The 19,200-nt window shown below is 41.1% G+C and carries 21 protein-coding genes; 2 read left to right on the forward strand and 19 right to left on the reverse strand.

The genetic code is table 11. The features are described 5' to 3' along the window. Positions 1–3 precede the first annotated feature (3 nt). The 7 genes from IHV11_RS15740 to IHV11_RS15770 all read right to left on the reverse strand — a co-directional run bounded on the left by IHV11_RS15740 (position 4) and on the right by IHV11_RS15770 (position 5,354). Positions 4–948: a YybS family protein gene (locus IHV11_RS15740; RefSeq protein ID WP_197195448.1), complete on the reverse strand. Its 945-nt coding sequence runs from the start codon at positions 946–948 to the stop codon at positions 4–6. Between the two features lie 461 nt (positions 949–1,409). After that, positions 1,410–1,643, reverse strand: a complete 234-nt coding sequence (gene rpsR, locus IHV11_RS15745; protein WP_066399523.1) for a 30S ribosomal protein S18 — start codon at positions 1,641–1,643, stop codon at positions 1,410–1,412. Between the two features lie 57 nt (positions 1,644–1,700). Next, positions 1,701–2,246 (reverse strand): single-stranded DNA-binding protein, encoded by a 546-nt coding sequence (gene ssb, locus IHV11_RS15750; protein WP_066399530.1) that lies wholly within the window; start codon positions 2,244–2,246, stop codon positions 1,701–1,703. 21 nt (positions 2,247–2,267) lie between these two features. Next, positions 2,268–2,558: a 30S ribosomal protein S6 gene (rpsF, locus tag IHV11_RS15755; protein ID WP_066399533.1), complete on the reverse strand. Its 291-nt coding sequence runs from the start codon at positions 2,556–2,558 to the stop codon at positions 2,268–2,270. Positions 2,559–2,962: 404 nt separating this feature from the next. Further along, positions 2,963–4,060, reverse strand: a complete 1,098-nt coding sequence (gene ychF / locus IHV11_RS15760; RefSeq protein ID WP_137791310.1) for a redox-regulated ATPase YchF — start codon at positions 4,058–4,060, stop codon at positions 2,963–2,965. 197 nt (positions 4,061–4,257) lie between these two features. Further along, on the reverse strand, positions 4,258–4,455 hold the full coding sequence (locus IHV11_RS15765) for a DUF951 domain-containing protein (protein WP_066244210.1): 198 nt from the start codon (positions 4,453–4,455) through the stop codon (positions 4,258–4,260). A gap of 14 nt (positions 4,456–4,469) precedes the next feature. Then, complete coding sequence (locus tag IHV11_RS15770) at positions 4,470–5,354, reverse strand: mechanosensitive ion channel family protein (protein WP_231618389.1); 885 nt, start codon at positions 5,352–5,354, stop codon at positions 4,470–4,472. Between the two features lie 224 nt (positions 5,355–5,578). On the opposite strand from IHV11_RS15770, the gene yyaC reads away from it, so the two are divergent. After that, positions 5,579–6,211 (forward strand): spore protease YyaC, encoded by a 633-nt coding sequence (yyaC, locus tag IHV11_RS15775; RefSeq protein ID WP_197132746.1) that lies wholly within the window; start codon positions 5,579–5,581, stop codon positions 6,209–6,211. A gap of 38 nt (positions 6,212–6,249) precedes the next feature. Here yyaC and IHV11_RS15780 read toward each other — a convergent pair whose 3' ends face one another. The 12 genes from IHV11_RS15780 to rpmH form a co-directional block, all read right to left on the reverse strand. Then, positions 6,250–6,984: a DUF554 domain-containing protein gene (locus tag IHV11_RS15780; RefSeq protein ID WP_197195449.1), complete on the reverse strand. Its 735-nt coding sequence runs from the start codon at positions 6,982–6,984 to the stop codon at positions 6,250–6,252. Positions 6,985–7,139: 155 nt separating this feature from the next. Further along, complete coding sequence (locus tag IHV11_RS15785) at positions 7,140–7,982, reverse strand: ParB/RepB/Spo0J family partition protein (RefSeq protein ID WP_197132744.1); 843 nt, start codon at positions 7,980–7,982, stop codon at positions 7,140–7,142. Beyond that, the gene (locus IHV11_RS15790; protein WP_191755486.1) at positions 7,963–8,736 is read right to left on the reverse strand and encodes a ParA family protein; all 774 of its coding nucleotides are present in this window, start codon (positions 8,734–8,736) and stop codon (positions 7,963–7,965) included. Before IHV11_RS15790 ends, IHV11_RS15785 begins: the two co-directional genes overlap by 20 nt. A gap of 460 nt (positions 8,737–9,196) precedes the next feature. Beyond that, entirely contained in the window at positions 9,197–10,060 is an 864-nt protein-coding gene (gene noc, locus IHV11_RS15795) for a nucleoid occlusion protein (RefSeq protein ID WP_197195450.1), read from the reverse strand. Positions 10,061–10,187: 127 nt separating this feature from the next. Beyond that, on the reverse strand, positions 10,188–10,904 hold the full coding sequence (gene rsmG, locus IHV11_RS15800; protein ID WP_197195451.1) for a 16S rRNA (guanine(527)-N(7))-methyltransferase RsmG: 717 nt from the start codon (positions 10,902–10,904) through the stop codon (positions 10,188–10,190). A gap of 17 nt (positions 10,905–10,921) precedes the next feature. Beyond that, positions 10,922–12,808, reverse strand: coding sequence for a tRNA uridine-5-carboxymethylaminomethyl(34) synthesis enzyme MnmG (mnmG, locus tag IHV11_RS15805; protein ID WP_197195452.1), 1,887 nt, complete (start codon positions 12,806–12,808; stop codon positions 10,922–10,924). A gap of 18 nt (positions 12,809–12,826) precedes the next feature. After that, entirely contained in the window at positions 12,827–14,203 is a 1,377-nt protein-coding gene (mnmE, locus tag IHV11_RS15810; protein ID WP_197190315.1) for a tRNA uridine-5-carboxymethylaminomethyl(34) synthesis GTPase MnmE, read from the reverse strand. A gap of 273 nt (positions 14,204–14,476) precedes the next feature. After that, positions 14,477–15,109: an RNA-binding cell elongation regulator Jag/EloR gene (jag, locus tag IHV11_RS15815; RefSeq protein ID WP_066399554.1), complete on the reverse strand. Its 633-nt coding sequence runs from the start codon at positions 15,107–15,109 to the stop codon at positions 14,477–14,479. Then, a complete protein-coding gene (gene spoIIIJ / locus IHV11_RS15820) occupies positions 15,106–15,879 on the reverse strand; it encodes a YidC family membrane integrase SpoIIIJ (protein ID WP_197195453.1) in 774 nt (257 codons plus the stop codon). The genes jag and spoIIIJ overlap by 4 nt, the downstream gene beginning before the upstream one ends. A gap of 37 nt (positions 15,880–15,916) precedes the next feature. After that, on the reverse strand, positions 15,917–16,144 hold the full coding sequence (gene yidD / locus IHV11_RS15825) for a membrane protein insertion efficiency factor YidD (protein WP_082861542.1): 228 nt from the start codon (positions 16,142–16,144) through the stop codon (positions 15,917–15,919). Between the two features lie 4 nt (positions 16,145–16,148). Then, positions 16,149–16,496 carry a ribonuclease P protein component gene (rnpA, locus tag IHV11_RS15830; RefSeq protein WP_066399560.1) on the reverse strand — a complete coding sequence of 116 codons (348 nt, stop codon included), beginning with the start codon at positions 16,494–16,496 and terminating at the stop codon, positions 16,149–16,151. 189 nt (positions 16,497–16,685) lie between these two features. After that, positions 16,686–16,820 carry a 50S ribosomal protein L34 gene (rpmH, locus tag IHV11_RS15835; RefSeq protein WP_007201576.1) on the reverse strand — a complete coding sequence of 45 codons (135 nt, stop codon included), beginning with the start codon at positions 16,818–16,820 and terminating at the stop codon, positions 16,686–16,688. An 889-nt stretch (positions 16,821–17,709) separates the two neighbouring features. On the opposite strand from rpmH, the gene dnaA reads away from it, so the two are divergent. Continuing rightward, the gene (gene dnaA, locus IHV11_RS15840) at positions 17,710–19,065 is read left to right on the forward strand and encodes a chromosomal replication initiator protein DnaA (RefSeq protein ID WP_066399562.1); all 1,356 of its coding nucleotides are present in this window, start codon (positions 17,710–17,712) and stop codon (positions 19,063–19,065) included. The last annotated feature ends 135 nt before the right edge of the window (positions 19,066–19,200 follow it).

The raw sequence follows: 19,200 nt of genomic DNA on the forward strand, positions 1-19,200 counted from the left end.
CTCCTACTGTTTTGGTTTCAACCGTTTTTTGATCATAAACCCTAAATCAATTATACCTAAGAATTTAACGACTTCCAGAGGAATCGGCAGGAAAGAGTTTAGCAAAAACAAGAGTATAATCAACAATATGATTCTTTTTCTCTTCCAATTCTTTATCCAGGCATAATAAAAAATAACTGTGAAACCTTGTATTATAAGTACAAACGATAATATCATATACAAATTTATCGTTACAATATATAAAGACGTACCCTTTTCAGGCATACTGAATGTTAAAACAATCGCTATAATATAATACCACAAAAACGATTTTGGCAGGTTCCACTCACGAAACGGAGGGAACGACGGAACATCATAACGCATTCTTTTCATCAGCATTCTTGCTGCGATATGCGTTAAAAAGGCAAGGATGACAGCTCCTCCAATAATATATGTCGGAAGCATCATCGGAATTAACTCCGCTTGCTCTTTTAATTTCTCAATCTGTGTAGGATCTTGTCCACCCGATTTATATAAATCTTCGGCTGTGCCTATCGCACTTTGAAACTGAGTCTCTAATTCTTTTACAAAATTGATACCCATGAAAACTTGAGCGATAGCGAGCGTTCCTAACATGTTCACGATGTTTGACAGACTCGCCCCAAGGAGAACCGCAAACGCAGGTTTTTTTCTTCTATAAAGTTCCCCCATCACGATTCCTGTCAAACCAACAAATAGGGTAACGATGATACCGTTAAGCCCCGCAAATGCCAGAGACACACCAAATGTGACCGCCCATAGGAGTAATCCCGCTTTAAGATCTTGCCGGTACAGATAAATGATAAACGGGAGCGGCAAAATAAATAACGAGACCAAGCTAAATAACGGTATGTACATACTGATCAAAAAAAGAAGCGTATAAATGCCTGAAACAACGGCACCTTCCACCAATACTTTAGTATTGCGCATGATTCACCTCATAAAATTCTTCATATGTTCTAATTGTAGTGACATAACCGCTGTAATTCAACTTAAACGATAATTCTAGCATAGACGTACTTGAAGAGAAGTAAACAAATTATGGAAGGTTTGCTTGAGCTGGGTCAGAAATAGGTGATATTCACGTGTTTTCATGGAAATGATGTGTGAAAATGTTATGAGATGGTGTGGGAATCTACTACGATGGTTCAATAGAGGCTGATTCGGCCATTTCACTGCCGTTTTTTCATATGTGAAGATGAGGAATCCAAAAGTTTCGAGCTCCAATCCACATATTTCATGCCTGAATCCTAAAGTTTTAGCGGTTTATCCACGAGTTTTAGGCTTTTATCCACGAGTCTACAATCCTCGACAAAAGTCGACGCCCTACTGCTACCTTTTAATCACAAAAAAACGCAGCCAGGAAACCCAGCTGCGTTCTTTAAACGATCTTATTCAGATACATATGGTAACAATGCCATGTGACGAGAGCGTTTGATCGCACGAGTCAATTGACGTTGATATTTAGCAGATGTACCAGTTACACGACGAGGAAGAATCTTACCGCGCTCAGAAACGAAACGCTTTAAAAGATCAGTGTCCTTGTAGTCGATGTAAGTGATTTTGTTTACAGTGAAGAAACAAACCTTACGACGCTTTTGGCGTCCACCACGACGTCCAGCCATAGTTGGTCCCCTCCTTTAGTTTTATTTTATATATTCCGATTCATAGTTTACGTTAGTTTAAAATGGCAAATCGTCATCAGAGATGTCGATCGGCGTGCCATCATTTGCAAACGGGTCATCGTTGAAGTTATTACGTTTTGGATTCTGCTGTTGTTGCTGTCCTCCAAAGCCGTTGTCACTTCCATAGCTGCGGTTCTGATTTTGCTGCCCAAATCCGCGGTCATTTGATGGTCCACCAAAGTTGTTGCTGTTGCCTTGATATTGCTGGCCTCCAGCATTAGCGTTTTTAGGTTCAAGGAATTGAACACTTTCTGCCATTACTTCAGTAACATACACTCTTTGACCCTGCTGGTTCTCGTAGGAACGAGTTTGCAAACGTCCATCCACTCCTGCAAGCGATCCCTTTTTCAAGAAGTTCGCTACATTTTCAGCGGGCTTACGCCATACGACACAGTTAATGAAATCTGCTTCGCGCTCACCTTGCTGATTCGAAAAAGGTCGATTGACAGCAAGTGTGAAGTTAGCAACTGCCACACCGTTTGGAGTGTACTTTAATTCTGGGTCTTTTGTTAAACGTCCCACCAGTACTACTCGATTTAGCATTCAGAACCACTCCTTAAAGGATTAATTTCTTTCGTCTACGATTGTCATGAAACGAAGAACATCTTCGTTGATCTTCATAAGACGGTCGAATTCATTAATCGCTTCGTTTGGAGCGTTAACTTCCAATAGCGTGTAATATCCATCGCGGAAGTCATTGATTTCGTAAGCTAAACGCTTTTTACCCATTTCCTTTTCGTTCGCGATCTCCGCACCGTTGTCAGTTAGGATGCTTTTCGCACGCTCTTTCGTTGCCTTAAGAGCTTCCTCTTCGATATTCGGACGGACGATGTACATAATTTCGTACTTTTTCATTCCGTTCACCTCCTTTTGGTCTAAGCGGCCCAAAAACAAATATTTAAGGGCAAGGAGAAAATCATCATAACAGTATTTGTTGACAATTAACTCACAATAAAGAATTATATCAAAACATCTTCCATAAAACAAGCACCTCTTAAAAGAAAGCATAAAAAAGAGGAAAAGCGATTGCTTTTCCTTCGTTTTTCTAGATTACTCGGGCTGTATTCTTTAAACTGCTCTGAGATTAGTGTTGTAAAAAACTACACTGACAAGTTGATTGAAGTGGAAGGTGCGAGACTCCTGGGGGATCAGCGGGACAGGTGAGCCACCTAACAGCGCAAAGCGCTAGGTGGCTCACCGCACGCCCCCCCGGAAAGCGAAGCACCTGCAACGTAAATCAACCTCTTCCTGTCGTTTTTTTAAACATTAAAACGGAAATGAACAACATCTCCATCTTTCATCTCATATTCCTTACCTTCAAGACGCACCTTACCTTTTTCTTTAGCAGCTGCCATGTTGCCAGCAGCCATCAGATCATCATAAGCCACAATCTCTGCACGAATAAATCCTCTTTCAAAGTCCGTGTGAATGATTCCTGCACATGCAGGAGCCTTCATCCCTTTACGGAACGTCCATGCGCGTACTTCTTGAACTCCCGCTGTAAAGTAAGTAGCTAGACCAAGAAGAGAATATGAAGCACGGATCAGCTTATCAAGACCTGCTTCTTCAATGCCTAGTTCACCTAAGAATGCCATCTTTTCGTCGCCATCAAGCTCAGCGATTTCTTCTTCTACTTTTGCACAGATTACGATAACTTCTGCATTTTCACGAGCCGCATATTCTTTAACCGCTTCAACATGCTCGTTCGTTCCTTCTAAAAGCTCATCTTCACTTACGTTAGCAACGTAAAGGATCGGCTTCATTGTAAGAAGGTGCATCGTGTGAACAATCTTCTTCTCTTCAGGTGTTAGATCAACACTTCGTGCAGGAAGTTCTTGCATAAGAGCTTCTTTGATCTTTGAAAGAACAGCAAACTCAGCTACAGCTTCTTTGTCTTTAGACTTTGCAAGCTTTTCAACACGTGCAACACGCTTATCAATAGACTCAAGGTCTGCAAAGATAAGCTCTAGGTTGATAACTTCAATATCATCGATCGGATTAACTTTTCCGTGAACGTGCGTGATGTTTTCATCATCAAAACAACGAACAACTTGAAGGATCGCATCTGTTTGACGGATGTGAGATAAGAATTTGTTTCCTAACCCTTCTCCTTTACTCGCACCTTTTACGATTCCAGCGATGTCTGTAAACTCAAAAGTTGTAGGTACTACTTTTTTCGGCTGTACCATCTCTGTTAATTTTTGAAGACGGTGGTCAGGTACTTCAACGATTCCAACGTTTGGATCGATCGTACAGAACGGATAGTTAGCAGATTCAGCACCTGCTTGTGTAATAGCATTAAACAATGTAGATTTACCAACGTTCGGTAAACCAACGATTCCAGTTGTAAGAGCCACTGTTCATTCACTCCTCTGTTTTATATAAAGCTTAGAAATCCTAAGACTTTTCATCGTAATAAAAAAATATCCTTCCCAATTATAGGTTTTATCATCTTAAAAAACAAGAAGAACCGGGTCGTGTAACCCGGTTCGAACGTTTAATCATTTTTTAAAATTATATCGCGTGTTTTTTGTTTCACGTGAAACAGGAATTGTTACTCGCCTGGAGAGGATAAGACTTTCTTAATTTTCTTAGCGAACTCCGCTCTTGGCAGCATCACGCTATGCTGACATCCCATGCATTTAATCCTTATATCCGCACCCATACGAATCACTTTCCAACGATTCGTTCCACATGGATGCTGCTTCTTCATTTCTACTTCATCGTGAAGTTGAAATTCTTTTTGCTGCATACTTCAGCTCTCCCTTATTTATTTTCTTTTGGCACTGGTTCTTTTTGATACGTGACCATTTTAGGATAAGGAATCTCAATCCCTGCTCTTTCAAGCTCGTGTTTTAACGTTTTACGGAGTTCACGTGCGATCTTAAAGTGTGTCATCGGAAGTACCTCTGCTGTAACACGGATTACAACTTCTGATGCACCAAGCATCTGAACACCTAATACTTCTGGTTCTTTAACCATCTCAGGATAGTTTGGTTTAGCGTTCTTCACGACATCCTGGATAATGTTTTGCGCTTTATCGATATCCTCTTCATAAGCAATACTCAAGTCAACGACCGCAATACTGTTATGAACAGAAAAATTCGTAACTTCTGTGATAGACGAATTCGGCAGGATATGCAATTCTCCTGTCCAGCTTTTAATTTTTGTCGTTCTTAATCCGATTTCTTCAACGGTTCCTTCAAAGTTTGTGATCCGTACCGTATCTCCAACAGAGAACTGGTTCTCGAAAATGATGAAAAATCCTGTAATGATATCTTTCACAAGACTTTGGGCACCAAAACCGATCGCTAGACCAACCACTCCAGCACCAGCAAGAATCGCTTTAATATCTACACCGAACTCCGTTAATATGGTTAAGATCGCCACAAAATAAATAACATAAGAAGCAACATTATCTAACAGTCTAAATAGGGTGTTCTCTCTTCTTTCACTTAAACGCAGAGGAGATTTCAGCCGGACTTTAAAAACATTAGCAATCGCTGCTTTTACGATGTATTTGAAAATAATAGCGAGTAATATGATTCCTACGATCTTTAAGCTCGTCGTAGCAATGCCTGTCCACCATTCTTTATCGGAAAAAATCGTGACAGCTTTTTCTGCTGTTTCCGGTAAGTTAGCACCTGCCAATGGGTCATCTTCCTCTCTTTGATTATGAAATTATTTAATCAGCTTTTGCTGAGAATATCAAATGTAAATATGTGATTTACTTTTAAGAAAAACTTCTAGAGTTACGAGTGCATAGGAAACGGGTATAGACTTTAAACAAAAGTCTGTGATTATTGTATTCTACCATGTATAAGAAAAGGATTTCTTCCGTATACTAGTAGAACCATTATAAAGGAGAGGATGTCATGTTCCTCAAACGGAAGCTGGGATTAGGGAAACCCATTCAATATAAATTGCACCACGAAGACAAGGAAGCGATGCTCAGAATCACCGAACAAATATTACCTATGCTTCCGGAATCAACTCATCAGCCAGTTGTCGTTGTCTGTATAGGAACAGACAGATCGACAGGCGATGCATTAGGCCCGCTTGTTGGTACAAAATTGCATAATAAAGATACTTTCCCGTTCTTTGTTTACGGCACACTAGATGACCCCGTTCACGCGGTTAATTTAGAAGAAAAGCTAAAGATGATTGCGATTGAGCATCCAGGTGCTTTTGTTATAGGAATTGATGCTTGCTTGGGTCGATTAAACCACGTAGGCATGGTCTCGATCAACGATGGTCCTGTTAAACCAGGAGCTGGCGTTAACAAACAGCTGCCTCCAGTGGGTGATATGCACATTACAGGTATCGTAAATGTAAGTGGGTTTATGGAGTATTTTGTCCTTCAAAACACACGACTCAGCATTGTGATGAAGATGGCTGATCTGATCGCTGATTCTCTTCATATGGCTTGTTTACGCAAAAAGATTCAACAAAAAAACATGATAGCAAGCACCGAATCTCGTTCACAAGACATTTATAAAATTCAATAACAAAAGCCGCTTCTACGATCAAATAGAAGCGGCTTTTTTTACATCAATCCTTGCGAGAACGCTAAAATTCTTTCCCACTTTTCCACGATACAAACAAGAATCGTTGCGATGAGTAGACCTGGCAGAAGGTTCGCGACACGAATCTTAGTGATGCCAAGCAAATTCAGTCCGATCGCGACGATCATGATTCCACCCGTTCCCGTTATCTCTACAATCAAGGCGTCCATCAATTCTTGAGAAACGAAGCGATCAATCTGTGTAGCCATCAAGGCGATTATTCCTTGGTATAAAACGACGGGTATGGCAGAGAACATGACTCCGATGCCAAGCGTTGAAGTAAATAGAATCGCACAGAATCCGTCGATCAATGCCTTTGTATATAGAACATCATGCTGTTGTCTTAGCCCGCTATCGAGAGCACCTACGATCGACATCGCTCCAACAACAAAAACAAGTGTCGCTGTCACAAAACCGGTAGCAACCGATCCCTTGTCTTGCTTCCCTATCTTCGCCTCGAGCCACTTTCCGATCGCGTTCAATCGCTCTTCAAGATTCCACCACTCACCGAGAGCGCCGCCGACCGCTAAACTTGCGATCACGATTAAGAACTGTTCACTCTTCAGCCCCATTCCGATTCCCAAAATCGTAACAGCCAAAGCCATCGCTTGTAAGATCGTATCTTTATAACGATCAGAAATATTTGTCCAAAATAATCCTAAAAAGCTTCCTGCAATAATGGCAATACCGTTTACTATCGTTCCTAACAGTGACATTTTTTTATGCTCTCCTATCTAAGCAGTTCCTCTTTGATTACTATAACGAAAGAATCAAGGTGCATACTTTCAATTGAATCAATAGTGCTAAGCTGTTAATCAAAACTCTTTTAGAAATACCAAAAAAGAAAACCACCTCAGCGATGGTTTTCTGCTTACTTTTCTAACAGTTCTAAAATGCGTTCTAGATCATCTTGTGAAAAGAACTCGATCTCGATCTTACCTTTTCGTTTTGATTTCTTAATCGAAACAGAAGTACCAAAACGATCTCGTAATGAAGATTCTTTTTCTTGGAAGAAAACGTTCGCTGGTACTGTTTTTTTCTTTGTTCCACGTGAAACATTCATATTAATATCAGAGATTAATTTTTCAAGCTGTCTCACGTTTAAGTTTTCATTCATTACCCGTTCAACGACTGGCTGCATCTTCGTCTTTTTCTTAAGACCGAGCAGTGCTCGTCCATGCCCCATTGATAGTTGTCCGTTGGATAAAAGTTCAAGAACAGGTTTTGGAAGCTGAAGCAAACGAATATGGTTTGCGATATGAGGACGGCTCTTCCCAACGCGGGAAGCTAACTCTTCTTGCGTGAGTTTTAAGTGTTCCATCAGCTTCTGATACGCTTGAGCCTCTTCAACAGGATTCAAATCTTCCCGTTGCAAGTTCTCAATAAGAGCAACTTCCATCATTTTTTGTTCGTCATAATCTTTTACGATTACAGGGATCTCTTTTAATCCGGCTTCTGAAGCTGCGCGGAATCGTCTTTCCCCTAGAACGATTTCAAATCCTTTAATACTTTTCCGTACAACAATTGGTTGAAGAATGCCATGTTCGATAATAGATTCTTTTAATTCTTCAATGGCTTTTTGGTCAAAAACTTTTCGGGGCTGATACGGATTTGGCCTTAGCTCTGATATACTGACTTCTTTTATCTGCTCTTCTTCTCCTGCCTCTGTTGGAGGAAAGAAGGCATGCAGCCCTTTACCTAACCCTTTCACCAATGCCGATCACTTCCTTCGCAAAATCTAAATAAACATCAGCACCTCGGGATTTTGGATCATAAATAATAATCGGTTTCCCGTGACTCGGCGCTTCTGATAGTCTGACGTTTCTTGGTATGATTGTTTCATACACTTTATCTTGAAAATATTTTTTTACTTCTTCAATAACTTGAATACCTAAGTTTGTACGTGCATCGAGCATAGTAAGCAGCACGCCATCAATCATCAAGTCGGTATTTAAGTGTTTTTGTACAAGTCGTACTGTGTTTAAAAGCTGGCTTAATCCCTCTAGTGCGTAATATTCACACTGTACAGGTATGATGACTGAGTCAGAAGCCGTTAATGAATTAATGGTAAGCAGCCCTAATGATGGCGGGCAATCAATAATAATAAAATCATAATTGGAACTTACCTTTTCTAACGCTCTTTTTAACCGAACTTCACGAGAGATCGTGGGTACGAGTTCGATCTCGGCTCCAGCAAGCTGTATCGTCGACGGGAGGATATGTAAACCTTCACAGATGGTCTCGACGATTACATCTTTAACTTCCACATCCTCAACAAGAACGTTGTAGATACATTGGTCAATATCCCCTTTATCTACACCTACACCACTTGTTGCGTTCCCTTGAGGATCTATGTCTACGAGCAATACTTTTTTACCGAAATATGCTAAGCATGCACCAAGGTTGACCGACGTAGTCGTTTTTCCGACTCCGCCTTTCTGGTTGGCTACTGCAATGGTCTTGGCCACGTTGTCACCTACCTCACTTAAAAACATTCATTATCTATTATTCTATCATGAAGAAAATAAAATGACGTACGGAATTCTAGAAAAAGAAGGATTTATTTTGTCCGGTTCTCAACTTATTACTTCTAAAATCCGGCCACTTCAGGAATTTAAGTTAGAAAGAATTGAAAAATGGCTTTTTAGGCTTCAGAAGCTGATTACCACCTATACGGAGAGGGGTATTCCACCTAAGAATCCCTCAAATTTTAGCATCAATTCAAGAAATTTCCGACTTAATTCCGCGAGTTTTGGCGATAATTCCACGAATTTTTCCTGTTTATCCACGAGTCTACATCAATCGACAATCACAGAATGCCGGATACCCCACACCCATCCCATTTGAGCATTACTTGGTCCGCTCCTCAGCACTCAAAAAGCCAACAAAAAACCACCAGCTCCCATTCAAGCTGATGGCCTTCTCTTTTTATTTTTTTGGAATACGAATCGTGAACTGATAGAACTCCTCATGCTCTTCTTCTTCAGTATCGATCGATAGCCCGCTTTGCACGACCATGTCTACCGATTGTCTGACCGTATTGATCGCTAGTCGCATATCTTTGCTATAGGATTTACGGCGCGACTGAGGCTTCTTTTCTGCTGTCTCAGATTCGATCATTCGTTTCACACGTTCTTCTGTTTGCTTCACGTTCAATTGCTTTTCGATGATTTCTTGAAGAACGGCATCCATCTTTTCAGGAGATTTCAAAACGATCAATGCCCGAGCATGACGTTCTGTCACTTTTTTCTGCAAAAGTGCATCTTGAATAGACTGCGGAAGCTTTAACAGACGCAGCTTATTTGCAATGGTAGACTGACCCTTCCCTAACTTTTGAGCAAGGCCTTCTTGTGTAAGTCCGTGCAATTCTAGAAGCTTAGCATATGCCATCGCTTCTTCAATAGCGGTTAACTCTTCTCGCTGAAGGTTCTCGATAAGTGCTACAGAAGCCGTTTGCGAGTCGTCCATCTCTTTAATGATCGCAGGAATCTTTTCCCACCCGAGCTTTTGGACAGCACGCCACCTACGTTCGCCTGCGATCAGCTCGTATTTGTCGTCGCCGATACCTCGAACGACGATGGGCTGAATGATTCCGTGAGCTTCGATCGTCTGTGATAACTCTTCAATTCGTTCATCTATAAAAACCGTACGAGGCTGAAACCGGTTGGGTATGATTCTTTGAACCGGAAGTTGAAGTACTTCTTCGTTGTCGTTTTTTTCAGCTGGTTCTGGATCTAAGGTTTGCTGGCTCTTTTCGCCGATGCCGAATAAACGTGAAAAAGGATGCTTCATGCGAATACACCACCTTTTGTAATCTGCCTGTTAACTAATTCTTCTCTCTAGTTCAATAATCCTGCAAGTCTGTAAAAATCTTTCTTTTATGTAACAGCTGTGTTTCACATAGAAACACAGCATCAGATTATGAAATAGGAGATTTGTTTGGCGTTCCTGGTTTACGCGGAAATTTCTTTGGTGTTTCTTTTACTTTATCAATAACAATGATATTACGTTCACTCTCTTCGATCGGTAATACGAACGAATGAATATCTTTTACTTTACCGCCTAAAAGTTTGACTGCTTTTTCTCCGTCTCTCACTTCCTCAGGAAGGTTAGCACCTTTCATTCCTAAGAAGTGTCCACCAATTTTTACGAGTGGTAAGCAGAGTTCAGATAGTACAGATAGTCTAGCAACCGCACGAGCCGTCACAAGGTCGAACGTCTGTCTAAACTCCGGACGGTGAGCAAATGTTTCTGCACGATCATGATAAAGAGATACTTCTTCTAAACCAAGTTCATCTACTACGTGCTGTAAAAAACCAATGCGTTTATTCAGAGAATCAACGACTGTTAGCTTGATCTCTGGAAATGCAATCTTTAGTGGTATGGCTGGAAACCCAGCTCCAGCCCCAACGTCACACACCGTAATGTCTTGCTTGAAATTAAAATAAAAACCTGCCGTCACAGAATCATAAAAGTGTTTCAAATACACTTCTTCTTTTTCTGTGATCGCTGTAAGATTCATTTTTTCGTTCCACTCAACGAGCAGGTTATAATACGTTTCGAACTGTGATAGCTGCTTTTCTGATAATTGGACTCCCTTTTCTTTTAAGGAAGTTTGAAACAATTCTATATTCATAATTTTCACGTTCCCCCTCAACGGGCGATCTTCGCCAGTTTACCTTGTTCGAGATAGATCAACAGAATAGAGATATCTGCTGGGTTTACCCCTGATACACGTGATGCCTGCCCGACAGAAAGAGGCCGAACTTCGTGAAGTTTTTGTTTTGCTTCTGTAGCTAGTCCGTTGATTGCCATGTAATCAAGATCTACAGGAAGCTTTTTATTTTCCATCTTGCGCATCTTTTCTACTTGCGCGAGCTGTTTATCGATATATCCTGCATATTTTACCTGAATCTCAACCTGCTCCATCACCGTCTCCGGTAAGGCAGTTTCTGCTGGTACGAGTTTATGAATGACCGGATAAGTGATCTCAGGGCGCTTTAACAAGCTTGCTGCCGACATTGGTTCTTTTAACGGAGTCGATTGTGACTCTGCAAGGACTTGCTGGACGATTTCACTCGGTTTGATCGAAACATGCTCGAGTCGGTCTATTTCCTGCGCAATTAATGCTTTCTTCTCTTCAAAGCGTTCGTAACGATCTTCTGGTATCAGTCCGATTTCATGACCTTTTTTCGTTAAGCGCAGATCTGCGTTGTCGTGTCTAAGCAGTAAACGGTACTCTGCACGTGATGTTAGAAGGCGATACGGTTCGTTCGTTCCTTTTGTGATCAAATCGTCGATCAATACTCCGATGTACGCTTCAGAACGATCAAGCACAAGAGGCTCTTTATCTTGAACTTTTAACGCAGCATTGATTCCCGCCATGAGTCCTTGTCCCGCTGCTTCTTCATATCCGCTCGTTCCGTTCAATTGTCCTGCTGTAAACAAACCGTTCACTCGCTTCGTCTCAAGAGATGGCCAAAGTTGTGTGGGAACGATCGCATCATACTCAATCGCATATCCTGCACGCATCAATTCTGCTTTTTCAAGACCAGGAATCGTTGCTAAAATTCGTTTCTGTACATCTTCCGGAAGACTCGTAGAAAGACCTTGAACGTATACTTCTTCTGTGTTGCGTCCTTCTGGCTCTAAGAAGATCTGATGTCTTGGCTTATCATTGAACCGTACAATTTTATCCTCGATCGATGGACAATATCTTGGTCCAGTACCTTCGATCATTCCTGAATACATCGGTGAACGATGAAGGTTTCCGTTGATCAACTGATGCGTTTCGTCACCTGTATATGTTAACCAGCAAGGAAGCTGATCTGTGATGTACTCGGTTGTTTCATAAGAAAAAGCACGCGGTACATCGTCACCAGGCTGAATTTCTGTTTTTGAATAATCAATCGTTTTGCTGTTAACGCGCGGCGGTGTTCCTGTTTTGAATCGCACCATATCAAAGCCTAACTCTTGCAGATGATAAGACAAGTTGATTGAAGGAGCCATATTGTTCGGTCCGCTCTCATAGGCGAGCTCTCCGATGATGATCTTCCCTCTTAAGTACGTTCCTGTAGTAAGTACGACCGCTTTTGCCGCGTACTCAGCTCCTGTTTTTGTAATAACCCCTCTACATTCACCGTCTTCGATGATCAGACGCTCTACCATCCCTTGACGCAACGTAAGGTTCTCTGTGTTTTCCATCGTTTTTTTCATTTCATGCTGATACAGGTATTTATCCGCTTGCGCGCGCAGTGCACGTACCGCTGGCCCTTTCCCTGTGTTCAGCATACGCATTTGAATGTGTGTTTTGTCGATGTTGCGTGCCATCTCTCCGCCAAGTGCGTCAACTTCACGAACGACGATCCCTTTAGCCGGTCCGCCTACTGACGGATTACACGGCATATAGGCGACTGTATCTAGATTCAGTGTTAGACATAATGTTTTTGCGCCCATACGAGCAGAAGCTAGTGCAGCTTCAACCCCGGCATGCCCAGCACCGACTACGATCACATCAAACGTATCTGCTTTATATCCCATCGTTTTTTCCTCCTTTTTTTATTTTCCTAAACAGAATTGAGAGAACAATTGGTCGATCAGACTCTCTGAAACCGTGTCTCCTATGATTTCTCCGAGTATCTCCCAAGCTCTTGTTATATCGATCTGTACCATATCAATAGGTAGATCCGCTTCAATGCCGCCGAGCGCCTCATCAATATGATGAATCGTCTGCTGCAGAAGTGCGATGTGCCTAGAGTTGGATACGTATGTTAAGTCATTAGCTTCAATTCCGCCTGCAAAGAACAGGTTTGCGATCGCTTGCTCTAATTCATCGATTCCCTCTTCTTTTACTAAAGATGTTGAGATAACGGGTGAATTCTCTGACAGTTCCTTTATTCGATTCATATCTGCTTTCAGTTCAAGATCTGTTTTATTGATAATGACGATTTTATCGAGTCCTGCAGCTGCACGGAACAAGTTTTCATCTTCAAGTGAGAGCACTTCATTCCCATTGATAACTAGCAGAATGAGATCTGCTTCTTTTAATACTTTACGTGATTTTTCAACACCGATCTTTTCAACGATGTCTTCCGTCTCACGAATCCCTGCTGTATCAACGAGTCTTAAAGGAACACCTCTTACGTTCACGTACTCTTCAATAACGTCACGTGTAGTTCCCGCAATATCGGTTACGATCGCTTTATTCTCATGAACGAGTGCATTCATGAGTGAAGACTTACCTACGTTTGGTCTTCCGATGATCGCCGTAGACAACCCTTCACGAAGGATCTTCCCTTGACTTGCCGTCTGCAGTATCGATTCCACTTCTTTTTTTACAGTCAAAAGGTTGTTGTTCAATAAAGAATGCGTCATCTCTTCTGCATCATACTCTGGATAATCGATGTTCACCTCTACATGGGCGATTGTTTCTAATAACGTTTGTCTAAGACGCATAACGAGTGAAGATAAACGGCCTTCCATCTGGTTGAGGGCTACGTTCATCGCACGGTCTGTCTTCGCACGGATCAAATCCATGACCGCTTCCGCTTGAGATAGATCAATCCTGCCGTTTAAGAATGCTCGCTTCGTGAATTCTCCTGGTTCAGCTAAGCGCGCTCCCTGCTGAAGAATCAATTGAAGAACTCTGTTCACAGAAACTAACCCTCCATGACAGTTGATCTCAACAACATCTTCCCGCGTAAACGTTCGTGGTGCACGCATGACGCTGATCATCACTTCTTCTACCGCTTGATCGAGTTTCGGATCGATCAATTTTCCGTAATGAATTGTATGTGTATCAACTTCAGAGAGACGTTTTGTCCCGCTGTACACTTTATCTGCAATGGCTACTGCGTCAGGTCCGCTCAAACGAACGATCGCAATCGCACCTTCTCCCATCGGAGTAGAGATCGCTGTGATCGTATCAAATTCCATTGTTGTTTCACCTCGGCTTTCCTCTTTACTTCGCTCTATATAAATTACCTTTAGTATGGCCTTAAATACTTACTGTGATAAGGTTTTAGTAAAAATGGACATAAATATCCACAATAAAAAATAGTGTATCGCATAATGTGCTCACAGTAAAGAAAACGTGGCTGAAATCAAGCCTTAAAACGAGTTTAAATGTGCTCGTTCCATCAACTTAAGATTAGTAGCTGTTAGATGACGCAAACAAAAAGCTCCAGAGGATAAACCTCTGAAGCTTTTTTATCTTTTGCTTGAGGATGTTGGGCGGATAACGACTTTACGAAAAGGTTCTACCCCTTCAGACGTAGTCTCAACATCTCTGTTTTCTTTGAGTGCTAAATGAATCACTTTTCGTTCATTAGCAGGCATCGGCTCAAAAGCAAAGCTTTTCTTCGTAAAAAATACCTTTTGTGCAGAATGCTCAGCTAATCGCTCGAGTGATTCCTGTCTTCTGGTACGATAGTTTTCAGCATCAAGCACAATTTTCACATGCTTGCTTGCAGGATCAGAGTTTGCAACCATATTCGTTAAAAGCTGAAGCGCATTAAGCGTTTGTCCACGTTTTCCAATTAAAATCGCAATTTTGTCACCGGATAAATCCAGCACAAGATGATCATTTTCCTGTCGCTGTGTGATGGTAACGGGCACTCCCATTTTGGATGTAACATCCTCGAGGTAGTCGATCGCCGATTTAACAGGATCAGCTTTCACTGTTACTTCAACAACTGCTGGCTTCCCGCCAAGTCCAAAGAAACCTTTTTTGGAATCTTCAAGAACGGATATCTCTACTTGATCTTTTGAAGTCTGAAGTTGTTCTAGTGCTGCTGCTACTGCTTCTTCAACCGTTTTCCCTGTTACCTGTACCTTTTTCACTTTTTAGCTCCCCCATCAACTTGGTTTTCTTTCTTTTTCATTGGGGTCGTAATGAAATATGTCTGTCCGATCATGAATATGTTACCGATCACCCAATATAGAGATAGTGCAGCTGGGAAATTAATCGCAAATACAACGATCATAACTGGCATGATGTATAAAAGCATCTTCATCTGCGGATTTGGGTTGTCCATTCCGCCCATCATGATCTTCTGTTGTAAGAATGTCGTTATACCGGCTACTAACGGTAAGATATAAAATGGATCCGGATCTCCTAAGTCAAACCAAAGGAAATTATGGTTTGCGATTTCACCCGTACGCATGATCGCATGGTAAAAACCTAATAGAATCGGCATTTGAATCAATAAAGGTAAACATCCAGCAAGCGGGTTAACTCCGTTCTTCTGGAATAACGCCATTGTTTCTTGCTGTAATTTCTGTTGTGTGTTCGCATCTTTCGACTTGTACTTTTCACGAAGCTTTTGAATTTCAGGCTGGATCTCTTGCATCGCTTTTGAACTGCGTGTTTGCTTAATCATTAATGGAAGAAGCGCAGTACGGATGATCAATGTAACGATAATGATCGCTAATCCGTAGTTTTCACCAGTTAAGGTCGCAAAGTATGTGATCAACCATGATAACGGATATACAAAATATGTGTCCCAAATTCCAGTGCTGTCACTAGTAATGGGATCATTCATCGATCCACATCCAGATAGGACAGCCATGAGTGCGAAAAGGGCAATCAGTAAACCTATTTTCTTACGCACACTCTTATCCTCCTTAAAATCATAAATCTTATCTCAATTATTTATTGTCCCTTTTTTCAGGCACGAGGTCAACGCCTCCGGGATGAAAAGGATGGCACTTTGAAATTCTGACAAAAGTTAGCCACATTCCTTTAAATACACCGTGACGCCTGAAAGCTTCTATACCGTAATGCGAGCAGGTCGGATAAAAGCGGCATGAAGGCGGTGTTAGCGGGGAAATCCATAGCTGGTAAAAACGAATAATCCCTATAAATAAGGATCTCATTTTTTTACACCCTCTTTTTTAAAACGTTCGCTCTGTTCAAAACATGAAGCAGACTTTTTTCCATCTCGTGAAAGTCCATATTAGCAGTAGGTATTCTCGCGATAACCACGTAATCCCTGCCTGAAAGTAGCTGTTCACTATATTTATGGAAGATTTCTTTAACCGATCGTTTAATTCTGTTTCTCGTAACAGCTTTTCCAACTTTTTTGCTGACAGAAAGACCGATGCGAAAAACAGGCTGATCTTCTTTTCTTAAACTGTATATTACAAATTGGCGATTAGCCGTTGATTTTCCTTTTTTGAAGACTTCTTGAAATTCCTCATTTTTTTTGATGCGTTGTTCTTTCTTCATTCATTTAACACTCCATCAATTATGCAATCTCATTCCAAAGTCTTTTTGTTTCGATCATCACCCAGTATCGGCCTGTTTCGTTCATATAAAACCTTTTACTTCGAAAAAACGACATCGAACAGAAAATACGGACTCGGAGTGAGCAAATTCTCTCTATAAAAGTAAAAAAAGACCACTGATGTCAGTGGCCTATGCGGATAACACTTTTCTTCCCTTTTGACGACGGCGAGCTAGAACTTTACGACCGTTCTTAGTAGCCATACGTGCACGGAAACCATGTACCTTCTTACGCTTACGGTTGTTTGGTTGAAATGTAGGTTTCATGTATATTACACCTCCCTGAGGATATCTCTTATAAAAGACAGTCTAATAAAGTATAATGACTGACCCATAAATTTGTCAAGCTGGATTTTAAGTTTGTGTTTTTTTGCAAGTTTTTTGCCTTTGAAAGTGATGATCTCAGTTTTTAGAATGCTATGTATTTCTTGAAAGTAAGTTGATTTCCTCTCCAGGTTGCTCGCTTTCCGCGGGGCAGACGGTGAGCCACTTGCCGCTATGCGCCATTAAGTGTCTCACCTGACCGCTTGTCCCGCAGGAGTCTCGCACCTTCCAATCCAATCAACCAACTAAAGAAATAAATAAAAGCTAAACACTCTTTTAAGCTCAAATTAAAGTTTGTAGAGCTGACGATTTATCAGAGCTCGCCAATTTATCAAACACAATACTACTTCCATAAGATCCTTCTACAAGCTTCACCAAAATCTTCATGACCTAACCTGTGGACATCTTTTTCGACATACTTTTCATTATCCACACCAATTATCGACATGTTTTACACAAAATCTAGTGTTGTGGACAACTTTTCTACACAAGGTATGGGCGTTGTGGATAAGTAACAATAACTCGTTGCCAAGCCTGATTATTTTTGATATGCTTGTTGTGTTTTAACTCGTTAACAACCTGCACTGCTAATAAAGTTATTCACAACCTGTGGATAAACTTGTGGACAGTTATTAAAAGCTGTTATAAAGGTTGTCCACAGACATGGTTTTACTGTTCATAATCCTATTATCTACTATATTAATTATCATTCACATAAGGTGTGGACTTTTTATTTTTATTCATAGGTATTCACTGGGTGTACAATTCTTATACAACAGGGAAATGACTGCTGAAATAGGATGATTCGAAAGAGATAAGGGGGGTAAATTGGTTGGAAAACATAAACGACCTATGGTCCAAAGCACTTGCTGCGATCGAAACAAAAGTCAGTAAGCCTAGCTTTGAGACTTGGTTAAAATCAACAACGGCACATGCTTTACAAAATGATACGCTCGTCATTACTGCGCCAAATGAGTTTGCCCGTGACTGGCTAGAATCCAGATATGCAGGTATCATTTCTGAGACGCTGCTGGACGTAACAGGAGCAGCACTTGACGTAAAGTTCATCATTCCACAAAATCAGACAGAACTAGACTTAGATCTGGAACTTTCCATGAAAAAAGCCCCAAAAGCAGCAAATGAGCCTCACGAAGAAGTTTCTCAAAGTATGTTGAATCCAAAATATACATTTGACCGATTCGTTATCGGTTCTGGAAACCGTTTTGCTCATGCCGCATCATTAGCTGTTGCTGAAGCACCAGCAAAAGCTTATAACCCGCTATTTATTTATGGGGGCGTTGGATTAGGAAAAACGCATTTAATGCATGCGATCGGCCATTATGTATTGGAACATAATCCTGGGGCGAAGGTCGTATACCTATCCTCCGAAAAATTTACGAACGAGTTCATCAACTCGATTCGTGACAATAAAACGGTTGAGTTCCGCAACAAATTTCGCAGTGTGGACGTGCTTTTAATAGATGATATTCAGTTCCTTGCAGGAAAAGAACAAACGCAAGAGGAATTTTTCCATACGTTTAATGCACTTCATGAAGAAAGCAAGCAGATTGTCATCTCTAGTGATCGACCTCCAAAAGAGATTCCGACATTAGAAGACAGACTTCGTTCCCGCTTTGAATGGGGACTTATTACGGATATCACACCTCCTGACTTAGAAACGCGTATCGCAATCTTGCGTAAAAAAGCAAAAGCAGAAGGCCTTGATATTCCAAACGAAGTGATGCTTTATATAGCGAATCAGATCGATACGAACATTAGAGAGTTAGAAGGAGCACTCATTCGCGTTGTCGCCTATTCTTCTCTCATTAACCAAGATATGAATGCAGATCTTGCAGCAGAAGCACTTCGCGACATTATTCCTTCTGCAAAGCCAAGAACATTAACCATTCATCATATACAAGAAGTAGTTGGCAAGCATTACAATGTAAAGTTAGAAGATTTTACAGCGAAGAAACGAACAAAGTCTGTAGCTTTTCCTAGACAGATCGCGATGTATCTTTCTCGTGAACTAACAGATAATTCTTTACCTAAGATTGGTGAAGAATTTGGTGGTCGAGACCATACAACGGTTCTTCATGCTCATGAAAAGATCTCTACTATGCTGATTACGGATCATGTTTTGCAAAGAAAAGTGCAAGAAATTCACGATCAGCTTAAATCGAATTAAATAAGCGCACTGAATACTGTGAATAACTGCAGTTACTTTATACACAGTCTGTCCACATGTGGATAGGCTGTTCTATCTTTGTTTTCTAGGGTTATCCACACATTCACAGCGCCTAGTACTATTACTACTATTTTT

The organism is Fictibacillus sp. 26RED30 (genome assembly GCF_015903845.1).
GTDB classification, from domain to species: Bacteria; Bacillota; Bacilli; order Bacillales; family Fictibacillaceae; genus Fictibacillus; species Fictibacillus phosphorivorans.